We start from the raw sequence: 19,470 nt of genomic DNA, 5'->3' as shown, positions 1-19,470 counted from the left end.
CGACCAGCCCCATGGTGCAAGGGCTGGGGCGTCGGGAATGGATTGGGCCATGTCGCCCATGGATAAGGTTCGCGGCTGCGGCGGACGCACACTCCACGGCAAATGAACCGCTGTTATCAAGCCTTGCGTTGCAAACCGTATCAGCCACTTTTCGCGGCCGCACAGATGGCCATGAGGACACACACGATGGACGTTACCGCTACCCTGAGCCTGGGCGACCCGCTGGAACCCGCACGCAAGGCCACCGCTGAGATGCTCCAGACCCGGGAGCGCACGTTTTCGCTGCCCCAGCCGTTCTATAACGACGAGCGGCTGTTCGACATCGACATGCAGGAGATCTTCCAGAAGGAATGGCTGATCGCCGGCATGACCAGCGAGATCCCCACCAAGGGCAATTTCATTACCCTGCAGATTGGCAAGAACCCGATCCTGGTGGTGCGCGGCGCCGACGGCGTGGTGCATGCCTTCCACAACGTCTGCCGCCACCGTGGCTCGCGCCTGTGCACCAGCGAAAAGGGCAAGGTGGCCAAGCTGGTGTGCCATTACCACCAGTGGACCTACGAACTGGACGGCCGCCTGCTGTTCGCCGGCACCGAGATGGGCGCCGACTTCGACATGAAGCAGTACGGCCTGAAACCTGTGAACGTGAAGACCGCCGGCGGCTACATCTTCATCAGCCTGGCCCAGAACCCACCGGCCATCGACGAGTTCCTGCGCACGCTTGAGCACTACATGGAACCCTACGACATGGAAAATACCAAGGTGGCGATCACCACCACCCTGGTGGAAAAGGCCAACTGGAAGCTGGTGCTGGAAAACAACCGCGAGTGCTACCACTGCGGCGGCTCGCACCCCGAGCTGTTGAAAACCCTGCTTGAGTGGGACGACGTCACCGACCCGCGCGCCGACCAGGCCTTCAAGGACCACGTGGCCGCCAGCGCCGCCGCCTGGGAAGCCGAGAAGATCCCCTACGCCCACGCCAGCTTCGGCCTGCGCAACCGCATCGTGCGCATGCCGCTGCTCAAGGGCACTGTGTCCATGACCCTGGACGGCAAGGTGGGCTGCAAGAAGCTGATGGGCCGCATCCAGAACCCGGACCTGGGCTCCATGCGCATCCTGCACCTGCCGCACTCCTGGAACCACTGCATGGGCGACCACATCATCGTCTTCACCGTGTGGCCCATCAGCGCCCAGGAAACCGTGGTCACCACCAAATGGCTGGTGCACAAGGACGCCGTGGAAGGCGTGGACTACGACGTGGACCGCATGCGCCAGGTGTGGGACGCCACCAACGACCAGGACCGCCGCCTGGCCGAGGAAAACCAGAAAGGCATCAACTCCACCGCCTACCAGCCAGGTCCGTACTCCAAGACCTATGAGTTTGGCGTGGTGAACTTCATCGACTGGTACAGCGAGCGCATGCTCAGCAACCTGGGGGCGGCGCCCGCGCCTTATCTCAAGGGCGTAGCCGTACACGAGTAATCTGCGATCGATGTGGGAGCTGGCTTGCCAGCGAGCCTTTCGGGCCCCAACAGCTCGCTGGCAAGCCAGCTCCCACCTTCTGATCGATTAATGATCAACTGTAGGCAACGCCACAATTTACAAGGCCTGCAGCCTTGCACCAACATCTTATCCACAGCCAGGCCCACAGCAAATGTGGGCAAGTGCTGCCCGCCTGTGCAAGAAACCCAAGAAAAACCGTGACTTATTCGGAATCACCTTCCGCAGGGCGAGTTGATCAAATATTGACCAAAACTCTGTAGGGCACGTGGTTATTGGCCTGTAGCCATGGGCGAACACCTTATCCACAGTTACGCCAACAGACTTTGTGCGCAAGTTTGACGCTCTGCCCATAGCCCTGTGGAAAACCGCTGAAACCGGCGGTTTATAGGGATTACAGCGCTTACACCAAGTCAAAACCCTCATTTTGATCAAAAAACAACCAAACCTGCGCACGCCTTGCCACACAAGGCTCCCAGCGTTACGCGAACAGATTATCCACAGAGGCACCAACAAGGATTGTGGGCAACATGGGCCGGCCACGGCGTTTTACCCACAGTGAAAACCACGGAAAAACAGCCACTTAGCCTGGTCATTTAATGATCAGGGCGCTGCAGGCCTTGATCTGTCTGGATCCTGGCGAAGCACGAACAACTTATCCACACGCTCACCCACACGGAATGTGGGCAACTGGGGCCAACACCCCCTACACCTGTCGGGGTTGTCGCGCACAAGGTCCTTGATCAATCTGTTTGCACCAATAAAAAAAGGATAACCCATGCACTCGGATAGCCTCATCGCCGCCCTCGCCATTGCCCTGCTGCTGGGCATCAGCCTCGCCAGCGCCGAGCCCCACACCGACTGGCGGCATGTGTTGCAGGTGGGCTTGCCGCTGTGCCTGGCCGGCGTGGTAACGGTGGTTTACTGGTTGCGTCGCCAGCAGCCACGGCGTGCCAGGCCGGTGCAACCACGGGGGTTGTTCATGGTGTGGGTGAATATTCGGTGGGAAGGGTTGGGGCGGCGGGATGCCTGACACGCATATCCTGTGACGCCGCCTTCGGCAGCTGCTACGGGGCACATTCCGTAGCAGCGGCCGCAGGCCGCGTCACGGGTTGGGGAATGGCTGAGCGCGTTGGTCAGCGCACCACCCCCTCCTCCACCAACAACTTCAATATCGCCTGCGCGCCTTCCTGCGCACTTACGCCCTTGAGCACCTGCCCGCCGCCACCGCTGGCCTTGGCCGTGGCGGCTTTCATGCGGTCGGCGCCGCTCTTGGCCTTGATCACTTTCAGGCGTTTGGGCCGCGGTTTGGCGGGGCTCAGTTCGGCACCTGTGGATAACGGGTCTTCGACGATTTCAACCCGGTCCACCAGGAACTGGCCGCGCTGGGCCGGGCCATAGGCGCTTTGGCGGGCCTTGGGGGCGGCGTTGTCGACGGTGGCCAGCAGCGGCAGGCGCACCTTGAGGCGCCGGCGCTGGCCGCGTGGCAGGGCTTGCAGTACCTGGGCGACGCCGTTGCTCACTGACTCCACTTCGGCAAGGCCGGTAACCAGCGGCCAGCCAAGCTTTTCCGCCAGCAGGAACGGCAGCATGCCCGAGCCTTCGCCGGTTTCCGCCTGGCTGCCGGCCAGCACCAGTTGCGCGCCGACATCGTGCAGGTAGTTGGCCAAGGCCGGCAGCACGTCGCTGCCAGGCGGTTGTTCGAGCACGTCCATGTGCGCCAGGCCCATGCCCAGGTAGCTGCGCAGGGCGGGCTCGCGGACGTCGCCGGCGTGCACCACCTGCAAGTTATCCCCCGCCAGCTGCAGGCCCAGTTCCACCGCGCGGGCATCCTGCTCGGCGCGGCGGCTGCGGCCGGAGGTGGGGTGAGCGCCGACGGAGACCAGGCTGACGACTTTCATGTTCATGTGCACCTCAGGCGGCATCGCGCTTGGCTTGGTTACGGTAGGCGTCCACGGCGGCGATCAGCGCCTTGAGCAGCTCGCCGCTGTCGCCGATCACCGAGAGGTCGGCGCGCTTGATCATGTCGCAACCGGGGTCGAGGTTGATGGCGATGACCTTGTCGCAAGCGCCAATGCCCTGCAGGTGCTGGATGGCGCCGGAGATACCGACGGCCACGTACACGCGCGCCGTGACCCAGGTGCCGCTGGCGCCCACCTGGCGGTCGCGGGTCATGAAGCCATCGTCCACGGCCACCCGCGAGGCGCCTTCGGTGGCGCCCAAGGCTGCGGCGGTGTTGTGGAACAGCTGCCAGTCGCGCACGCCGTTGCCGCCGGAGAAGATGAACTCGGCCTCGGCCATGGGAATGGCGGCCGGGTCCACGGCCACCGCGCCCAGGTCTTCGATGCGCGACAGGCTGCGCGCCACGCTTGTGGATAACTGCACCGGCAGCGCCTCGTGACGGGTTTCGTCCACCGGCTCGGCGCATTCGGCCGCAGCCAGGATCAGCCGTGGCAAGGCGCGGCTGATGTCCTGCTGGCCGGCGCCAGCGCGGCCCACGCAGCGGCCATCCTTGACCTGCCAGATGCGTGTCGCCGGGCGTTCGCCCAGGCTGGCACCCAGGCGCCGGCCCAGCTCGCCGCCACCGCTGCGGCTGTCGGGCAGCAGCCAGTGGCGCGGGTTGAACTGGTTATCCACGGCACGCAGGCCCTGGATGCGTTGCTCGGGGGCATAGCCGTCGTATTCGTCGCCGCTGATTTCAAGCAGGCGGTCGACCCCGGCGGTGGAGAAGGCGCTTTCCTTGTGCTCGCCAAAGACAATCGCCAGCACCGCCCCGTCGCTGCCCGCGAGCTGATGGGCCAGGCCCAGCAGGTCGCGGTCGTGACTGCTCAGGCGGCCGCCGACCATGTCCGGCACCACGGCAATGTAGAACGCAGGTTCGATGACCCGGTGCAACGGCAACAGCACCTCGACAGCCGCCGAACGCTTGCTCGCGCCGCCCTGTTGCGCGCCGCTGCGGTCGATGCGCTTGATGCCGTTGGGGCCGATGAAGCCCACGGCATGGGGGTTCTTGCGGATGACGCCCGCAGGCCCCATCCAGGACGCCTGCACCGGCTGCATGGCCGCGTGCAGCGGGTGCAGGCGGTTGCGGGCAATTCTCTCGGCCCGCGGGTCACGGCGGATAATGTCGCTCATCAGTGCACCTCCGCAGGGATACGTTTAGCCGGCGTTGGCTTTGCCGTCGCTGCCTCTTCCACCAGCGCATCAGCCACCAGTTCGGCGATGTCCTTGATCAAAGGGCGGGGCTCGACGACGCCTTCCAGCATGGCCGTGCACTGTGGGCAACCCACGGCCACAAGCTCGGCCTGGGTCTCGCGGATGTCGTCCATGCGCATGTCGGGAATACGCTGCTTGCCGGGGATGTCGGTGATCGGCGCGCCGCCACCGCCGCCGCAGCAGCGTGAACGGAAACCGGAACGCTGCATTTCGCGCACCTCGATGCCCAGGGCCTTGAGCACGTCGCGCGGGGCCTGGTACTCGCCGTTGTAGCGGCCCAGGTAGCACGGGTCGTGGTAAGTAACGCTACCGCCCTTGTGCTGGCCCAGGGTGAGTTTGCCGCTGGTAACCAGTTCGGCCATGAAGGTGCTGTGGTGCTGCACGTCGTACTTGCCGTTGAAGGCACCGTATTCGTTCTTCAGCACGTGGAAGCTGTGCGGGTCGCAGGTGACGATGCGGCTGAAGCTGTACTTGGCCAGGGTCTGGATGTTGCGCTTGGCCAAGTGCTGGAATGTCGCCTCGTCGCCCAGGCGGCGGGCTACGTCACCGCTGTCGCGCTCTTCCAGGCCCAGCACGGCGAAGTCGACCTTGGCCGCCTTCAGCACTTTGACGAAGGCGCGCAGGGTGCGCTGGTTGCGCATGTCGAAGGCACCGTCACCGACCCAGAACAGCACGTCGGCGGTCTTCTTCTCGCTCATCACGTTGAGGTTCAGGTCGGCCGCCCAGTTCATCCGGCCGCCGGGGTTGAAGCCGCCGGGGTTGTCGGTGGCGATCAGGTTGTCGAGCACCTCGGCGCCCTTGTTCGGGGTAGCGCCTTTTTCCAGGGTGAGGTGGCGGCGCATGTCGACGATGGCGTCGACGTGCTCGATCATCATCGGGCACTCTTCCACGCAGGCGCGGCAGGTGGTGCACGACCACAGGGTTTCGGCGTCCACCAGGCCGTTGACGATGGGCTGGTGCGGGTTGCCGCCGTGCTCGCCGACCGGCTTGCCCGGGTACGGGCTGCCGGCGAAGTGAGCGTCGGTGCCACCGGCCAGGCCCACGACCATGTCCTGGATCAGTTTCTTGGGGTTCAGCGGCTGGCCGGCGGCGAACGCCGGGCAGGCCGCCTCGCACTTGCCGCACTGCACGCAGGCGTCGAAGCCCAGCAGCTGGTTCCAGGTGAAGTCCTTGGGTTTTTCCACGCCCAGCGGCGCAGCCGGGTCGGCCAGGTTCAGCGGCTTGAGGCCGGTGGAACGGCCGCCGCCAAAGCGCTCGGCGCGGCGGTGCCAGGCCAGGTGCAGGGCACCGGCGAAGGCGTGCTTCATGGGCCCGCCCCAGGTCATGCCGAAGAACAGCTCGGACACACCCCACAGCACGCCCACAGCCAGAATCGCCGCCAACACCCAGCCACCGAAATCGGCGGGCAGGATGCCGGCCACGGGCAGGGTCAGCAGGAAGAAGCTTGCAGAGAAGGCCAGCAGGCTTTTCGGCAGGCGCATCCATGGGCCTTTCGACAGCCGTGAAGGCGGGTTCAGCCGGCGCTTGAAGACGAACACGGCGCCGACGAACATCACCACGGTGGCGAACAGCAGCGCGTAGCCAAGCACGCGGTTATGCAGGCCGAAGCCGTGCACCAGGATGGCCAGCACGATGGACAGCACCGCGCCACCGGCGGTGGCCACGTGGGTGTTGGCGATGTATTTGTCGCGGGCCACCACGTGGTGCAGGTCGACCATATAGCGCCGCGGCATGGCCAGCAGGCCGCCCAGCAGGTCGACGGCAGCTGGCCGGCCCTGGCGCCACAGGCGCACGCGGCGCACGGCGCCGAGCACGCCGAGGGCCAGGGCGGCGAATAGCAGGATGGGGAGGATAGTGTTCAGCATGGGGGGGCTCCCACCAGTACAGCGAAATAAATGCGCTCCTGTAGGAGCTGCCGCCAGGCTGCGATAAAGGCCGAAGGACTTTCGTCCGGGTCAGGATCGCAGGGGCCGCGGTGCGGCCCGACGCCGCCTGGCGGCAGCTGCTACGCGGTTACGCCGAGCTTAGAAGTCCTTGCACAGGCGCAGGGCGTCGTAGATCGCCGCATGGGTGTTGCGCTGGGCCACGCAGTCGCCGATGCGGTACAGCAGGTAGCCATCGCCAGCCTGGCTCAGCGCCGGTTGCGGCTGGATGGCGAACAGCGCCTCAATGTCCATCTGGCCCTTGTTGCGCGACTCCTGCTTCAGCTCGTAATACAGCTTCTCGTCCGGCCGCACGCCGTTTTCCACCACCACCTGGTCCACCACGCGCTCTTCCTTGGCCCCGGTGTATTCGTTCTCCAGCACCGCCACCAGCTTGTCGCCCTCGCGGTAGACCTTTTCCAGCATGAAGTCGCCAGTCATGATCACTTCTTTCGGGTACATGCTGCGGTAGTAGGTAGGGAACGACGTGCCGCCAATGGCCACGCCCGGCTTGATGTCGTCGGTGACGATCTCCACCTGGGCGCCCTTGTCGGCGAGGTAGTCGGCCACCGACATGCCGGTGAACTCGCAGATGGTGTCGTACACCAGCACGTTCTTGCCCGGTGCCACCTTGCCGTCCAGCACGTCCCAGCTGCTTACCACCAGGCCTTCTTCCGCACCCCAGTGCTCATTCTGCTCCAGGAACGGATGGCCGCCCACGGCCAGCACCACCACGTCGGGGCGCAGGTCGCGAATGGTTGCCGCATCGGCGGCGGTGCCCAGGCGCAGGTCGACCTTCAGGCGTGCCAGTTCCAGCTGGAACCAGCGGGTAATGCCGGCGATCTGGTCACGTTGCGGCGCCTTCGACGCCGTGGTGATCTGCCCACCGATGAAATCCTTCTTCTCGAACAGCGTCACGTCGTGGCCACGCTCGGCCGACACCCGCGCCGCTTCCATGCCCGCCGGCCCGGCACCAACGACCACTACCTTGCGCTTGGGCCCGGTGGATTTCTCGATGATGTGCGGCACGCCCATGTATTCACGCGAGGTGGCGGCGTTCTGGATGCACAGCACGTCCAGGCCCTGGTACTGGCGGTCGATGCAATAGTTGGCGCCCACGCACTGCTTGATCTGGTCCACCTGGCCCATCTTGATCTTGGCGATCAGGTGCGGGTCGGCGATGTGCGCGCGGGTCATGCCGACCATGTCCACGTAGCCGCCTTCGAGAATGCGCGTGGCCTGGTTCGGGTCCTTGATGTTCTGCGCGTGCAGCACCGGCGCCTTCACCACTTCCTTGATACCGGCGGCCAGGTGCAGGAACGGCTCCGGTGGGTAACTCATGTTGGGGATAACGTTGGCCAGGGTGTTGTGGGTATCGCATCCCGAGCCCACCACGCCGATGAAGTCGATCATGCCGGTGTCGTCGTAGTACTTGGCGATCTGCTTCATGTCCTCGTGGCTGAGGCCGTCGGGGTGGAATTCGTCGCCGCAGATGCGCAGGCCCACGCAGAAATCGGGGCCCACTTCCTTGCGCACGGCCTTGATCACTTCCAGGCCGAAGCGCATGCGGTTTTCAAAGCTGCCGCCCCATTCGTCGGTGCGCTTGTTGACCCGCGGGCTCCAGAACTGGTCGATCATGTGCTGGTGCACGGCCGACAGTTCCACGCCGTCCAGGCCGCCGGCCTTGGCCCGCGCGGCGGCGCTGGCGTAGTTGCCGATCACGCGCCAGATCTCTTCGGGCTCGATGGTCTTGCAGGTGGCGCGGTGCACCGGCTCGCGGATGCCCGACGGCGACATCAGCGTGGGCCAGTGCTCGCCGTCCCAGCGCGAGCGGCGGCCCATGTGGGTAATCTGGATCATGATCTTGGCGCCATGCTTGTGCATGGCGTCGGCCAGGTTCTGGAAGTGCGGGATGATCTTGTCGGTAGCCAAGTTCACCGATTTCCACCAGCCCTGCGGGCTGTCGATGGCCACGCTGGACGAGCCGCCGCAGATCGCCAGGCCGATGCCGCCCTTGGCTTTCTCTTCGTAGTATTTGACGTAACGATCGGTAGTCATGCCGCCATCAGTGGCATAGACCTCGGCGTGCGCGGTGCTGAGCACGCGGTTGCGGATCGTCAACTTGCCGATCTGGATCGGCTGGAACATCGCTTCGAAAGCCATGACGGTGTCCTCGACTTACAACGGCTTGACGGTGAACAGGCCATCTTCGTGGCCTTCTTCCGAACCGCCGTACACCTGCTCGGCGACGGTGCGGATGGCGCTGCCCTTGGCAGCCAGAATCTGGTCCATGGCGCCGGCGAACCAGCCGGTGAACATGTAGTCCACCTTGCGGCCGACCTTGCCGTACACGTACACGAAGCACGAGTGCTCAAGCTTGACGCTGGCGGTGCCTTTTTCCAGGTCGATGTCCTGGATCTTGAACAGGCCCCAACCGCGCTGGGACAGGCGCTTCATGTAGTGCTCGAACACCGCCACGCCTTCCAGGCCGTGGCATTCGGCTTCCTTCTCGCACCAGTGCCAGGCGGACTTGTAGCCAGCCTTGTAGAGAATTTCGGCATAGGCGTCGGCACCCAGCACTTCCTCGATGCCCATGTGGTTGTTGACGAAGAAATGCCGCGGCACATACAGCATCGGCAGGGCGTCTGAGGTCCAGACACCGGTCTCGCTGTCGACTTCGATTGGCAATTGCGGGGCGATCTTGGCCATGGAAACTTAACTCCAGAAATTTGAAATAAGGGGGTGAGGCGGGTTAAGGCGTTACTCGCCCCACACGTCCTTCAAAACGTTGACCCAGTTTTCGCCCATGATCTTGCGCACCACGCGTTCGCTGTGGCCGCGCTTGAGCAGGGTCTCGGTCAGGTTCGGGAATTCGCCCACGGTGCGGATGCCCAGCGGGTTGATGATCTTGCCGAAGTTGGTCAGGCGCCGCGCATAGCCCTTGTCGTGGGTCAGGTATTCGAAGAAGTCCTGGCCGTGGCCCTGGGTGAAGTCGGTGCCGATGCCGATGGAGTCTTCACCGACGATGTTCATGGTGTATTCGATGGCTTCGGCGTAGTCGTCGATGGTCGACTCGATGCCCTTGGCCAGGAACGGCGCGAACATGGTCACGCCAACGAAGCCGCCGTGGTCGGCGATGAACTTCAGTTCCGCATCGGACTTGTTGCGCGGGTGCTCCTTGAGCCCCGACGGCAGGCAGTGGGAGTAGCACACCGGCTTTTTCGATTCGAGAATCACTTCCTCGGAAGTCTTCGAGCCTACGTGGGACAGGTCGCACATCACGCCCACGCGGTTCATTTCGGCGACGATCTCGCGGCCGAAGCCCGACAGGCCGCCGTCGCGTTCGTAGCAGCCGGTGCCCACCAGGTTCTGGGTGTTGTAGCACATCTGCACAATGCCCACGCCCAGCTGCTTGAACACTTCCACGTAGCCGATCTGGTCTTCGTAGGCATGGGCGTTCTGGAAGCCGAACAGGATGCCGGTCTTGCCCAGTTCCTTTGCCTTGCGAATGTCGGCGGTGGTGCGTACGGGCATTACCAGGTCGCTGTTTTCACGCATCAGCTTCTGGCTTTTGCAGATGCTGTCGATGGTGGCCTGGAAGCCTTCCCACACCGAAACGGTGCAGTTGGCCATGGTCAGGCCGCCCTTGCGCATGTCTTCGAACAGCTCACGGTTCCATTTGGCAATGATCAGCCCGTCGATAACGATGCTGTCGGCGTGCAATTCGGCTGGGCTCATCAGGCTGTCCCCTTTAGGCAATACAGGCGCCGAATCGTCTGCCGGCGCTTTGGAGCCAGCATATGCCTGCGCGCCGCGGCAGCCGGATGCAAAAACGACAGGGGGTTTGTTGAAAGCGTCAAGGCGACGCGCAGTTGTTCAAATACGGCGGTGGGGGCCGTTGTGGCGCAGAACAATTGCCGAACGGGGCGCATTGTCCCGTTCCTGCGCGCCCTCATTCCGCCTAGCGTGGGCGTAAGTCGATCGTTCGGTCGGCGTCCCAATGCCAGGAGGCAGAACATGACACCCTTAGAAAAAGAACGTTATCGCCAAGCTTTGGAAAGGTTCATTAGCGCCCTTGCCGACAACCCCTTGTACGCTGCAACGGGTAACGGCGAGACGATACTCGCCAGCAACCCAACCCCCAGCGCGCGCAAAAACGACATGGCAATGGTGGTGGAAAATGAGCTGATGGCCGTCAGAAAGGGGCTCTCCGACGAGATACTGGAGGGGATGATGATGTGTACTTATCTGGCAACGCTGCTAGCCAGTGAGAAGTATCGAATTGAAACGTCGGGCTGGCGAAAGGTCTATGAAAACACCTTGGTGGAGCTGGGGTGGGAGGTAACCGAGCGTACGAATGTCTACGGAGGCGCAGTCGGAAAAAATGCTACGGTCGGCGGAATTGCGCAGCAGGTAACTAGACAGATCCGGTGCAACGATGCGGAAGAGTTGGTAGGACTGAGTATTGCGAAGCTGGAAAGTTCGCCGAAAGCGCTGAAACTACTTGAACTGAATTCCGCGTTTTTCTTGAATATTTTGCCGATCCCCACCCTTGCCAAGGACAACAAACTGGTTCTAGGTAGCGTATTCGTTACTGTTCCAGGAAAACTGACGCTCGTGGAGATGATACGGCAAAATTTCCATGAGCCCGAGGCGGTGGGGCGTGTGGGTACAGGTTTTGCATTAACCCTGAAACTGGACAAGCTGGACACATTGATGGAAGTAGTCGGCCCTGCATTGAGGGACCTTAGGCGGCGGTTGATAGAGGCAATCCGCCTTTAAACGGCATTCAGGCTATTTAACGGTTCGGCCCCTGTTATTTACGCCCGCCGTGCGCCAAAATCCCCGCCATTGTTCTGCACATCTTGGCGGGGATCTCGCACATGAAATCTTGGTTACTGGTACTGGCTCTGGCTTCCCTCGGCGCTCACGCGGCTGAAGACGGCCCTACCCCCTGCGATAACGTTGACGACAGCAAGGCCAGCCTGGCCTGCTCGGCGTACAACAAGAAAACCGCCGAAAGCGAGCTGAAGGACGCCTACAAGGACCTGCTCGACCGCGCCAAGACCAACTTCAGCGGCGAACCTGCCAAGCAGGCGAAAATGAAGGACCTGATTACCGCCGCCCAGGCCCAGTGGGAAAAGACCCGCGACGCCGACTGCGCCATCGAGACCTTCGAAGCCAAGCCAAACACCCCGGAGTTCACTACTGCCCAGGACGACTGCATCGCGCAGAAGAGCGACGAACGGTCCGAGTACCTTCAGACCCTGGCCAACCCGGGTGATGAAGGCGACGTGCCCGAGCAGTAAGCCCCTCTTTCACCAAGGCATTTTATGAAAATCTGCGGTATCGACATCAAGGCCAGCGAAGCCATCTTCGCCTTGGCCAGCCACGCAAGCGGCACCCTTGAGCACCTGGCTTTGCCGCTCAAGAAACTGGCCCTGGACGACGATGAGGATGCCGCGCAGGTGAAAGCCTTCGCCCGTCAGCTGGCCGAGTTCGTCAGCGCCAACGGCATCACCCACCTGGCCATCAAGAAGCGCAGCAAGAAAGGCGAGTTCGCCGGCGGCCCCACCACCTTCAAGATCGAAGGCATCCTGCAGTTGCTGGAAGGCTGCGACGTGCAGCTGGTGTCGCCGCAGACCATCAACGCCCAGGCGAAGAAACACGACCTCGCCCTGCCCGCCTCGCTGAACAAGTACCAGCACGACGCCTACAAGGCGGCCTGCGCCCTGCTGCTGAAAACCCGCTAACCCTACCATTGCGTGCAGGCAGGCTTACCCGATGCCGCCCAGCCTGCCACTGGCCTAGGTTGAGCCACCGGCCGTCCATGGAGGACTGCCACCGGCAAGTAGCGAGCACCCAGCATGAACCAGTCAGTGCAGCAGTACCGTGATCAGCTAGAAACCTTCGTCGCCACCCTCAACCTTCCCATGGCTCCCCAGGCCGCCGGCATTCAACAAGCGCTCCCCAGCGCCGAGGCCCGCGACATGGGTCTGGTGATGGGTAGCGGGGTGCTGGCCGCCAATCAGGGCCTCCTCGACGAGCACCTCAGGGGGGTGATGCTGTGCACCCACCTCGCACAGTTGGTAGCCAGCGATCGCCACGCCATCGGCTCGCGGCAATGGGAAGACGAGTACATGGCAACCTTGCGGAGCCTGGGATGGCGCGCGGTTTGGGGCACCGAATTGCGTCAATCGCAGATGCCGCCTAACCCCAGCCTGGAAGCCGTACTCCAGACCATTTTCAGCAAAATCGACTGCGCAGAAGCTTCCCCACTTGTCGACCGCGTCCAGGAAGGCTTGAAGAAATCCCCACGGGCCGTGGCCATGCTCAGTGACAGCTCCAAGCAATACGGTTTCCAGTACAACGCGGTGCGCTCCCAGAAAGGGACGCCCCACATCAAACTGGGGGCAGTATTCCTGCGCAGCGCGGAGGCGGGGCGTTCCGACGGCAAATGGTGGCGTGGCGCGGACAGCTTCGAGGCGAGCTTCGGCGTAGGGGTGGAGACGCGGCTGAGCCTTGATCAATTCGACACCATGATCGAGGTCGTCGAGCCCGCACTTGAAAAACTGACCCGTTATCTGTGGGAACAGATACGCCTGTAGCAGCTGCCGCAGGCTGCGTCCGGCGGCGTACCTGCAGAGTCCCGGGCGCCCGGACGCAGCCTGCGGCAGCTGCTACGGGGGGGATTGGGAACGGGACTACTGTATGATCGGAAATGCCTGACACGAGTCCCCCGGGGGTCGATGCTACTCTCCCGTCCGTCGTCAATCCTGACGGCCGGGTGTGAGAACCCGGAGGTAGATCGCGAAAGGCAGCCAGTAATGGCAGCTGCTCGCGGGCGGGCTTATGCCTGGCCGGTTCTATCTCCCGGTTTCTCACCCCGCGAACAGCTGCCACCTATCCCGTGAGAAGGAAGGTGCCAGCCTCTGCGAGAGAGATAGCAAATGAACAACTGCCAAACCGGGACCGCCACCTTCGGCCATCTCGACGCCAACAACCTCCCCCTCTTCACCATCACCCCAGGCTTCAACGCCGAGGATGCCCTGGCGCACCTGAGCGTTTTGCTCAAGGGCGCCGAAGCCTGCGCCTTCGAACTCACCGAATGCCCCGGCGACACCGCCCACGGCCTGGCGCTGTCACTCGCCCAGCAAATCGACACCGCCCGCGGCCTGGTCCAGGCCCTGCTGAACGGCCAAACCCTACCCGCGTAGCAGCTGCCGAAGGCGGCGTCCGGCGGCGTGCCTGCAGGATCGCGGCGCCTGGGACGCAGCCTGCGGCAGCTGCTACGGGGACGCGCGCGTTTTTATACAAAATTATCTGCCAAACTATAAATTATAGTCAGGAGTATAATTGACTATAATTCACCTCTCACCACCCCCTCCTTGCGCCGCTCCTCCCGCGGGCACCGCCCAAACCGCGCGCGGTAGCTGCGGGTGAAATACGACGCCGACTCGAACCCGCAGGCAAGGCTCACCTCCAGCACGCTCATGCCTGTCTGGCGCAGCAGTTGCCGGGCTTTTTCCAGGCGCAGGCGCAGGTAAAAGGCGCTGGGCGTGTCGTTGAGGTGCAGCTTGAACAGCCGCTCCAACTGCCGGCGGGTGACGTTGATGCCTTCCGCCAGGGCCAGGGTGCTGAGCGGCGGCTCGGTGTGCTGCTCCATCTCGCCAATCACCTGCACCAGCTTCTTGTTGCCGACGCCATAGCGCGAAGCGATCTGCATGCGCTGGTGGTCCTTGCGCGGGCGAATACGCCCCACCACGAACTGCTCCGACACCTCGATAGCCAGGGCGCTGCCATGGGCCTGGGCGATCAGGTCAAGCATCAGGTCGATGGATGCAGTGCCGCCGGCGGACGTGATGCGCCGCCGGTCAATCTCGAACAGTTCCTGGGTAACGTCCAGCTGCGGGAAGGTTTCCTTGAAGGCGTCCAGCGCCTCCCAGTGCAGGGTGGCGCGGTAGCCGTCGAGCAGGCCGGCCTTGGCGAGCACGAAGGCGCCGGTGTCGATACCGCCCAGGGCCACGCCGGCGTGATCCAGGCGCCGCAGCCATTGCTGCAAGGCCGGGGTGAAGGCCTTGAGCGGCTCGAAGCCGGCAACCACCAGCAAGGTAGCGCCGGGGCCCAGAGCTTCCAGCGCGGCGTCGGCGTTCACCGACATGCCGTTGCTGGCCAGCACCGGCCCGCCGTCCAGGCTCAGCACATGCCAGCGGTACAGCTCGCCGCGAAAGCGATTGGCCACGCGCAAGGGCTCTACCGCGGAGATGAAGCCGATGGCGGAAAAACCGGGTAGCAAGAGGAAGTAATAGTCCTGGGCCATGGCCGCTCTCGTGCAGGGAAGCCTCGTTAATACGCCGCAGGTCGCCACTGTGCAAGTGCGGGTCGCCGCAGTGCGAATTTCCCCGCGTGCGGCAGGCTACCTTGTTGTCCAGGGTGCGCAGACGCCCTCCCCCCAATAACTAGAAACTGCCGCGAGAGGAGCCATCATGAAAAGACTGATCAGCTGCTGTCTGCTGATGCTCACCAGTACCGCGATGCTGTCGGCCGCCCAGGCCGCCGAACCCGAAAGCTGCAAGAACGTACGCCTTGGCGTGGTCAACTGGACCGATGTAATGGCCACCAGCGCCCTGACCCAGGTGCTGCTCGACGGCCTGGGCTACCAGACCAAACAGACCAGCGCCTCGCAGCAGATCATCTTCGCCGGCATCCGCGACCAGCGCCTGGACCTGTTCCTGGGCTACTGGAACCCGCTGATGACCCAGACCATCACGCCGTTCGTGGAACAGCAGCAGGTGAAGGTGCTGGCCGAACCGAGTCTTAAGGACGCCCGCGCGACCCTGGCCGTGCCCAGCTACCTGGCCGACAAGGGCCTGAAAACCTTCAGCGACATAGCCAAATTCAAGAAAGAGCTGGGCGGCAAGATCTACGGCATCGAGCCCGGTTCGGGCGCCAACAAGCAGATCAAGGACATGATCGCCAAGAACCAGTTCGGCCTGGGCGGCTTTCAGCTGGTGGAGTCCAGCGAGGCCGGCATGCTCTCGGCGGTGACCCGCGCCACCCAGCGCAACGAGGCCATCGTGTTCTTCGGCTGGGCGCCGCACCCGATGAACGTCAACCTGAAGATGACCTACCTCAGTGGCAGCGACGGCGCCCTGGGCCCCAATGAGGGCATGGCCACGGTGTGGACGGTAACCGCGCCGGACTACGCCAGCCGCTGCCCCAACGTGGACAAGCTGCTGACCAACCTGACCTTCAGCGCCGAAGACGAGAGCCGCATGATGCAGCCGCTGCTGGACCACAAGGACGCCCTGGCGTCTGCCAAGGCCTGGCTCCAGGCACACCCCGAAGACCAGAAGCGCTGGCTGGCGGGCGTGACTACCTTCGACGGCAAGCCGGCTGAACAGAACCTGCAACTCACTACCAACCGCTGACTGAACCCGTTTCTTGTAGGAGCCGACCTTGGTCGCGATGCAGCCACCGCGCACCACCAGGCACAGCGGTGATGCCATCGCGGCCAAGGCCGGCTCCTACGGGAGACGTGCGCCTGTAATTCAAGGAGACAACATGAACCACGACGTGATCATCACCTGCGCCCTCACCGGTGCCGGTGACACCACCGGCAAGAGCCACCTGGTACCCATCACCCCGCAACAGATCGCCGCTGCCGCCGTGGAAGCCGCCAAAGCCGGCGCCACCGTGGTGCACTGCCACGTGCGTGACCCGCACACCGGCAAGTTCAGCCGCGACGTGGCGCTGTACCGCGAAGTGATGGAGCGCATCCGCGAGGCGGACATCGACATCATCGTCAATCTCACCGCCGGCATGGGCGGCGACCTGGAGATAGGCCCGGGCGAGACACCCATGGAATTCGGCCCCAATACCGACCTGGTCGGCCCGCTGGCCCGCCTGGCGCACGTGGAAGCGCTGCTGCCGGAGATCTGCACCCTGGACTGCGGCACCCTGAATTTTGGCGACGGCGACAGCATTTACGTCTCCACGCCGGCGCAGCTGCGCGCCGGCGCCAAGCGCATCACCGAGCTGGGCGTGAAAGCCGAGCTGGAAATTTTCGACACCGGCCACCTGTGGTTCGCCAAGCAGATGATCAAGGAAGGCCTGCTGCACGACCCGTTGTTTCAGCTGTGCCTGGGCATTCCGTGGGGCGCGCCGGCCGACACCACCACCATGAAGGCGATGGTCGACAACCTGCCGGCAGACGCTGTGTGGGCAGGCTTCGGCATCGGCCGCATGCAGATGCCCATGGCCGCGCAGGCGGTGCTGCTGGGCGGTAACGTGCGCGTGGGCCTGGAAGACAACCTGTGGCTGGAGAAAGGCGTGCTTGCCAGCAACGGCCAACTGGTGGAACGCGCTACCGAGATCCTCACCCGCCTGGGTGCCCGCGTGCTTACCCCGGCCGAGGGCCGCGCGAAGATGAACCTGACCCGTCGCACATAAGGAACCGCCATGACCTTCATTACCGAGATCAAGACCTTCGCCGCGCTGGGCAGCGGCGTCATCGGCAGCGGCTGGGTGGCCCGCGCCCTGGCCCACGGCCTGGACGTGGTGGCCTGGGACCCGGCACCGGGCGCCGAAGCCGCGTTGCGCCAGCGAGTTGCCAATGCCTGGCCAGCCCTGGTGCAGAACGGCCTGGCGCCCGGCGCCTCGCAGGAGCGCCTGCAGTTTGTGGACACCATCGAGGCCTGCGTGCGCAACGCCGATTTCATCCAGGAAAGCGCGCCCGAACGCCTTGAGCTGAAACTGGAGTTGCACGCGAAAATCAGCGCTGCCGCCAAGCCTGATGCGCTGATCGGCTCCAGCACTTCGGGGCTGTTGCCCAGCGAGTTCTATGAAGGCGCGAGCCACCCGGAACGCTGCGTGGTGGGCCACCCGTTCAACCCGGTGTACCTGCTGCCACTGGTGGAAGTGGTGGGCGGCCGGCAGACCGCGCCGGAAGCCGTGCAGGCCGCCATGCAAGTGTATGAATCCCTGGGCATGCGCCCGCTGCATGTGCGCAAGGAAGTCCCCGGCTTCATTGCCGACCGCTTGCTCGAAGCGCTATGGCGCGAGGCCCTGCACCTGGTCAACGACGGCGTGGCCACTACCGGCGAAATCGATGACGCCATCCGCTTCGGCGCCGGCCTGCGCTGGTCGTTCATGGGTACTTTCCTGACCTACACCCTGGCAGGCGGCGATGCCGGCATGCGCCACTTCATGACCCAGTTCGGCCCCGCCCTGAAGCTGCCCTGGACCTACCTGCCGGCGCCAGAGCTGACCAACAAGCTGATTGATGACGTGGTAGACGGCACCACCGAGCAGTTGGGCAACCACAGCATCGCCGCCCTCGAACGCTACCGCGACGATTGCCTGCTGGCCGTGCTGGAAGCCGTACGCGCCACCAAGGCGAAACACGGCATGGAGTTCGCCGAATGATCACCTACCGCACGCCGGTGCTGGAAGAGTGGGTGGATTACAACGGGCATCTGCGCGATGCCTTCTACCTGCTGATTTTCAGTTATGCGACTGATGCGTTCATGGCTGCGGTGGGCATCGACCCACAGCGCGACCAGCGCTCGCTGTTTACCCTGGAGTGCCACCTCAATTATCTGCATGAGGTGAAGGTGGGCACGGCTGTGGAAGTTCACACCCGGGTGATTGCCCACGACAACAAGCGCGTGCAGCTGTATCACTGCCTGCTTGCAGCGGGGCAAGAGGCAGCCGTGGCCGCGAACGAGCAAATGTTGTTGCACGTTGACCTGCAAGGTCCACAGGCCACCCCTTTCAGTGCGTCGACACTGGTCAGCCTCGGCCAGTGGTTGGAGCAGAGCAGCCATTTGCCAATACCGGAATACAGTGCAAGAACCATTAGTTTAAAAAAGCGCCAGTAGTTCCCTGGCAATAATGATCAAACTTCCATCTCGTTCAGCCCTCATGCATACCCTAATGTGACCCCCGTGAAAGAAAACTTTCGCACCCACTATATTCATGAGGGCTACACCATGCTGATTACCAACGAAAGTTCCATCACCGAACGTTTGGCCGACTTCCAGACCATGGCGCTTCCCGACCTGCCGACGTCTGATTTCGGTGTCCTCAACAAATTTGACGAGGATGACTACCTTCCCGTGGAAGACGAACGCCGCGCCGTGGTAGCGGGCAACAACATCAATAGCTACGAGGGTGAACTGTCGCTGGCCAACGAACGCGACCTGAACAACATGGGCCGCTATGCCGTCGCGTATGCCGACAGCAAGGCCGGCCAAGAAACCGATACCCGCAACTGGTACATACATTATTCGAAGATGATGACCACGCTGGGCCTTGGCCTCCAGAGCTTCGGTTTCAAGGATCTTGGTACCAGCGATACCTCGATCAAAGTGGATGCAGTGGCGCTTGAACTGCTGGGTGGTGCAGCATTCGGGGCGGGCAAGGCCGGCCAGATAATGCTGCAAACGATGAGAGATGCCGTGGCGGGCCTGAAGGACGACCCAAAGCCTCTGGGTATTTTTGAGAAACAGAGTTCCAATACCGTAGGTGCCAATTTCCAGATGATGCCTGCGGCAGAAAGGACAAATGGTAGTTGCGTTGTACTGCTGGCATGCACTTACTTCAAAAGTTCCATTAACAAAGGCAAAGTCCTGTTCGTCTCCTGGAACAAATCCAAAATTGAAATCTACGGCAGCGCACAACGCCTGTTGTTTATTCGTGAAGACTATGACGACGAGCTTCGCCAGGAAGTGAGCCGCTGGTTGAAAAAGAACGCCAAGAACCAATTTTCGCAGATCAAACTTCCGGACAGCGACGAAAAAGAATCCTGAGTGCGCCTTGACATGACCGG

At 63.1% G+C, this 19,470-nt stretch carries 19 protein-coding genes; 12 read left to right on the top strand and 7 right to left on the bottom strand.

Annotated elements, in window-relative coordinates; all coding sequences use genetic code 11:
* Positions 1–186: 186 nt before the first annotated feature.
* Complete coding sequence (gene gbcA / locus AC0SZ7_RS02570) at positions 187–1,482, top strand: glycine-betaine demethylase subunit GbcA (RefSeq protein WP_475502848.1); 1,296 nt, start codon at positions 187–189, stop codon at positions 1,480–1,482.
* 796 nt (positions 1,483–2,278) lie between these two features.
* On the top strand, positions 2,279–2,533 hold the full coding sequence (locus tag AC0SZ7_RS02565; protein WP_475502847.1) for a hypothetical protein: 255 nt from the start codon (positions 2,279–2,281) through the stop codon (positions 2,531–2,533).
* A 103-nt stretch (positions 2,534–2,636) separates the two neighbouring features.
* Here the strand turns inward: AC0SZ7_RS02565 and etfB are convergent, their stop codons facing one another.
* The 6 genes from etfB to AC0SZ7_RS02535 all read right to left on the bottom strand — a co-directional run bounded on the left by etfB (position 2,637) and on the right by AC0SZ7_RS02535 (position 10,376).
* Positions 2,637–3,407: an electron transfer flavoprotein subunit beta gene (etfB, locus tag AC0SZ7_RS02560; RefSeq protein ID WP_475502846.1), complete on the bottom strand. Its 771-nt coding sequence runs from the start codon at positions 3,405–3,407 to the stop codon at positions 2,637–2,639.
* 7 nt (positions 3,408–3,414) lie between these two features.
* Positions 3,415–4,635: an electron transfer flavoprotein subunit alpha gene (gene etfA / locus AC0SZ7_RS02555; RefSeq protein ID WP_475502845.1), complete on the bottom strand. Its 1,221-nt coding sequence runs from the start codon at positions 4,633–4,635 to the stop codon at positions 3,415–3,417.
* The gene (dgcB, locus tag AC0SZ7_RS02550) at positions 4,635–6,581 is read right to left on the bottom strand and encodes a dimethylglycine demethylation protein DgcB (protein WP_475502844.1); all 1,947 of its coding nucleotides are present in this window, start codon (positions 6,579–6,581) and stop codon (positions 4,635–4,637) included. The genes etfA and dgcB overlap by 1 nt, the downstream gene beginning before the upstream one ends.
* A 159-nt stretch (positions 6,582–6,740) precedes the next feature.
* Complete coding sequence (gene dgcA / locus AC0SZ7_RS02545) at positions 6,741–8,801, bottom strand: dimethylglycine demethylation protein DgcA (RefSeq protein ID WP_457358362.1); 2,061 nt, start codon at positions 8,799–8,801, stop codon at positions 6,741–6,743.
* Positions 8,802–8,816: 15 nt separating this feature from the next.
* Positions 8,817–9,347, bottom strand: a complete 531-nt coding sequence (locus AC0SZ7_RS02540; RefSeq protein WP_027980258.1) for a DUF5943 domain-containing protein — start codon at positions 9,345–9,347, stop codon at positions 8,817–8,819.
* Between the two features lie 51 nt (positions 9,348–9,398).
* Positions 9,399–10,376: a dipeptidase gene (locus AC0SZ7_RS02535; RefSeq protein ID WP_475502843.1), complete on the bottom strand. Its 978-nt coding sequence runs from the start codon at positions 10,374–10,376 to the stop codon at positions 9,399–9,401.
* Between the two features lie 279 nt (positions 10,377–10,655).
* Here AC0SZ7_RS02535 and AC0SZ7_RS02530 point away from each other — a divergent pair, with 279 nt between their 5' ends.
* The 5 genes from AC0SZ7_RS02530 (at position 10,656) to AC0SZ7_RS02510 (ending at position 13,855) form a co-directional block, all read left to right on the top strand.
* Positions 10,656–11,420, top strand: coding sequence for a hypothetical protein (locus tag AC0SZ7_RS02530; protein ID WP_475502842.1), 765 nt, complete (start codon positions 10,656–10,658; stop codon positions 11,418–11,420).
* Between the two features lie 101 nt (positions 11,421–11,521).
* The gene (locus AC0SZ7_RS02525; RefSeq protein ID WP_475502841.1) at positions 11,522–11,947 is read left to right on the top strand and encodes a lysozyme inhibitor LprI family protein; all 426 of its coding nucleotides are present in this window, start codon (positions 11,522–11,524) and stop codon (positions 11,945–11,947) included.
* Positions 11,948–11,971: 24 nt separating this feature from the next.
* A complete protein-coding gene (locus AC0SZ7_RS02520) occupies positions 11,972–12,391 on the top strand; it encodes a DUF3010 family protein (RefSeq protein WP_475502840.1) in 420 nt (139 codons plus the stop codon).
* A 114-nt stretch (positions 12,392–12,505) separates the two neighbouring features.
* Complete coding sequence (locus tag AC0SZ7_RS02515) at positions 12,506–13,246, top strand: hypothetical protein (RefSeq protein ID WP_475502839.1); 741 nt, start codon at positions 12,506–12,508, stop codon at positions 13,244–13,246.
* A 342-nt stretch (positions 13,247–13,588) separates the two neighbouring features.
* A complete protein-coding gene (locus tag AC0SZ7_RS02510; protein WP_475502838.1) occupies positions 13,589–13,855 on the top strand; it encodes a hypothetical protein in 267 nt (88 codons plus the stop codon).
* Positions 13,856–13,998: 143 nt separating this feature from the next.
* Here AC0SZ7_RS02510 and AC0SZ7_RS02505 read toward each other — a convergent pair whose 3' ends face one another.
* Positions 13,999–14,958 (bottom strand): GlxA family transcriptional regulator, encoded by a 960-nt coding sequence (locus tag AC0SZ7_RS02505; RefSeq protein ID WP_475502837.1) that lies wholly within the window; start codon positions 14,956–14,958, stop codon positions 13,999–14,001.
* 166 nt (positions 14,959–15,124) lie between these two features.
* Here AC0SZ7_RS02505 and AC0SZ7_RS02500 point away from each other — a divergent pair, with 166 nt between their 5' ends.
* The 5 genes from AC0SZ7_RS02500 (at position 15,125) to AC0SZ7_RS02480 (ending at position 19,450) form a co-directional block, all read left to right on the top strand.
* On the top strand, positions 15,125–16,069 hold the full coding sequence (locus AC0SZ7_RS02500; protein WP_475502836.1) for a choline ABC transporter substrate-binding protein: 945 nt from the start codon (positions 15,125–15,127) through the stop codon (positions 16,067–16,069).
* A 133-nt stretch (positions 16,070–16,202) separates the two neighbouring features.
* Positions 16,203–17,090 carry a 3-dehydrocarnitine:acetyl-CoA trimethylamine transferase CdhC gene (gene cdhC, locus AC0SZ7_RS02495; protein ID WP_475502835.1) on the top strand — a complete coding sequence of 296 codons (888 nt, stop codon included), beginning with the start codon at positions 16,203–16,205 and terminating at the stop codon, positions 17,088–17,090.
* A gap of 9 nt (positions 17,091–17,099) precedes the next feature.
* Positions 17,100–18,065 (top strand): L-carnitine dehydrogenase, encoded by a 966-nt coding sequence (locus AC0SZ7_RS02490; protein WP_475502834.1) that lies wholly within the window; start codon positions 17,100–17,102, stop codon positions 18,063–18,065.
* Positions 18,062–18,520: a thioesterase family protein gene (locus tag AC0SZ7_RS02485; protein WP_475502833.1), complete on the top strand. Its 459-nt coding sequence runs from the start codon at positions 18,062–18,064 to the stop codon at positions 18,518–18,520. The genes AC0SZ7_RS02490 and AC0SZ7_RS02485 overlap by 4 nt, the downstream gene beginning before the upstream one ends.
* A gap of 111 nt (positions 18,521–18,631) precedes the next feature.
* The gene (locus AC0SZ7_RS02480) at positions 18,632–19,450 is read left to right on the top strand and encodes a hypothetical protein (protein WP_475502832.1); all 819 of its coding nucleotides are present in this window, start codon (positions 18,632–18,634) and stop codon (positions 19,448–19,450) included.
* Positions 19,451–19,470: the final 20 nt, after the last annotated feature.

The organism is Pseudomonas sp. JC1203 (assembly GCF_056175065.1).
Note: the sequence above shows the minus strand (reverse complement) of the source record. Positions and strands in the feature narration are given on the sequence as shown.

Coding starts and splice junctions, on each gene's coding strand:
- etfA (WP_475502845.1), bottom strand. CDS start 4,635: ATGAGCGACATTATCCGCCGTGACCCGCGGGCCGAGAGAATTGCCCGC.
- AC0SZ7_RS02490 (WP_475502834.1), top strand. CDS start 17,100: ATGACCTTCATTACCGAGATCAAGACCTTCGCCGCGCTGGGCAGCGGC.
- AC0SZ7_RS02535 (WP_475502843.1), bottom strand. CDS start 10,376: ATGAGCCCAGCCGAATTGCACGCCGACAGCATCGTTATCGACGGGCTG.
- AC0SZ7_RS02520 (WP_475502840.1), top strand. CDS start 11,972: ATGAAAATCTGCGGTATCGACATCAAGGCCAGCGAAGCCATCTTCGCC.
- AC0SZ7_RS02480 (WP_475502832.1), top strand. CDS start 18,632: ATGCTGATTACCAACGAAAGTTCCATCACCGAACGTTTGGCCGACTTC.
- AC0SZ7_RS02515 (WP_475502839.1), top strand. CDS start 12,506: ATGAACCAGTCAGTGCAGCAGTACCGTGATCAGCTAGAAACCTTCGTC.
- dgcA (WP_457358362.1), bottom strand. CDS start 8,801: ATGGCTTTCGAAGCGATGTTCCAGCCGATCCAGATCGGCAAGTTGACG.
- gbcA (WP_475502848.1), top strand. CDS start 187: ATGGACGTTACCGCTACCCTGAGCCTGGGCGACCCGCTGGAACCCGCA.
- AC0SZ7_RS02500 (WP_475502836.1), top strand. CDS start 15,125: ATGAAAAGACTGATCAGCTGCTGTCTGCTGATGCTCACCAGTACCGCG.
- dgcB (WP_475502844.1), bottom strand. CDS start 6,581: ATGCTGAACACTATCCTCCCCATCCTGCTATTCGCCGCCCTGGCCCTC.
- AC0SZ7_RS02565 (WP_475502847.1), top strand. CDS start 2,279: ATGCACTCGGATAGCCTCATCGCCGCCCTCGCCATTGCCCTGCTGCTG.
- AC0SZ7_RS02525 (WP_475502841.1), top strand. CDS start 11,522: ATGAAATCTTGGTTACTGGTACTGGCTCTGGCTTCCCTCGGCGCTCAC.
- cdhC (WP_475502835.1), top strand. CDS start 16,203: ATGAACCACGACGTGATCATCACCTGCGCCCTCACCGGTGCCGGTGAC.
- etfB (WP_475502846.1), bottom strand. CDS start 3,407: ATGAACATGAAAGTCGTCAGCCTGGTCTCCGTCGGCGCTCACCCCACC.
- AC0SZ7_RS02485 (WP_475502833.1), top strand. CDS start 18,062: ATGATCACCTACCGCACGCCGGTGCTGGAAGAGTGGGTGGATTACAAC.
- AC0SZ7_RS02530 (WP_475502842.1), top strand. CDS start 10,656: ATGACACCCTTAGAAAAAGAACGTTATCGCCAAGCTTTGGAAAGGTTC.
- AC0SZ7_RS02510 (WP_475502838.1), top strand. CDS start 13,589: ATGAACAACTGCCAAACCGGGACCGCCACCTTCGGCCATCTCGACGCC.
- AC0SZ7_RS02540 (WP_027980258.1), bottom strand. CDS start 9,347: ATGGCCAAGATCGCCCCGCAATTGCCAATCGAAGTCGACAGCGAGACC.
- AC0SZ7_RS02505 (WP_475502837.1), bottom strand. CDS start 14,958: ATGGCCCAGGACTATTACTTCCTCTTGCTACCCGGTTTTTCCGCCATC.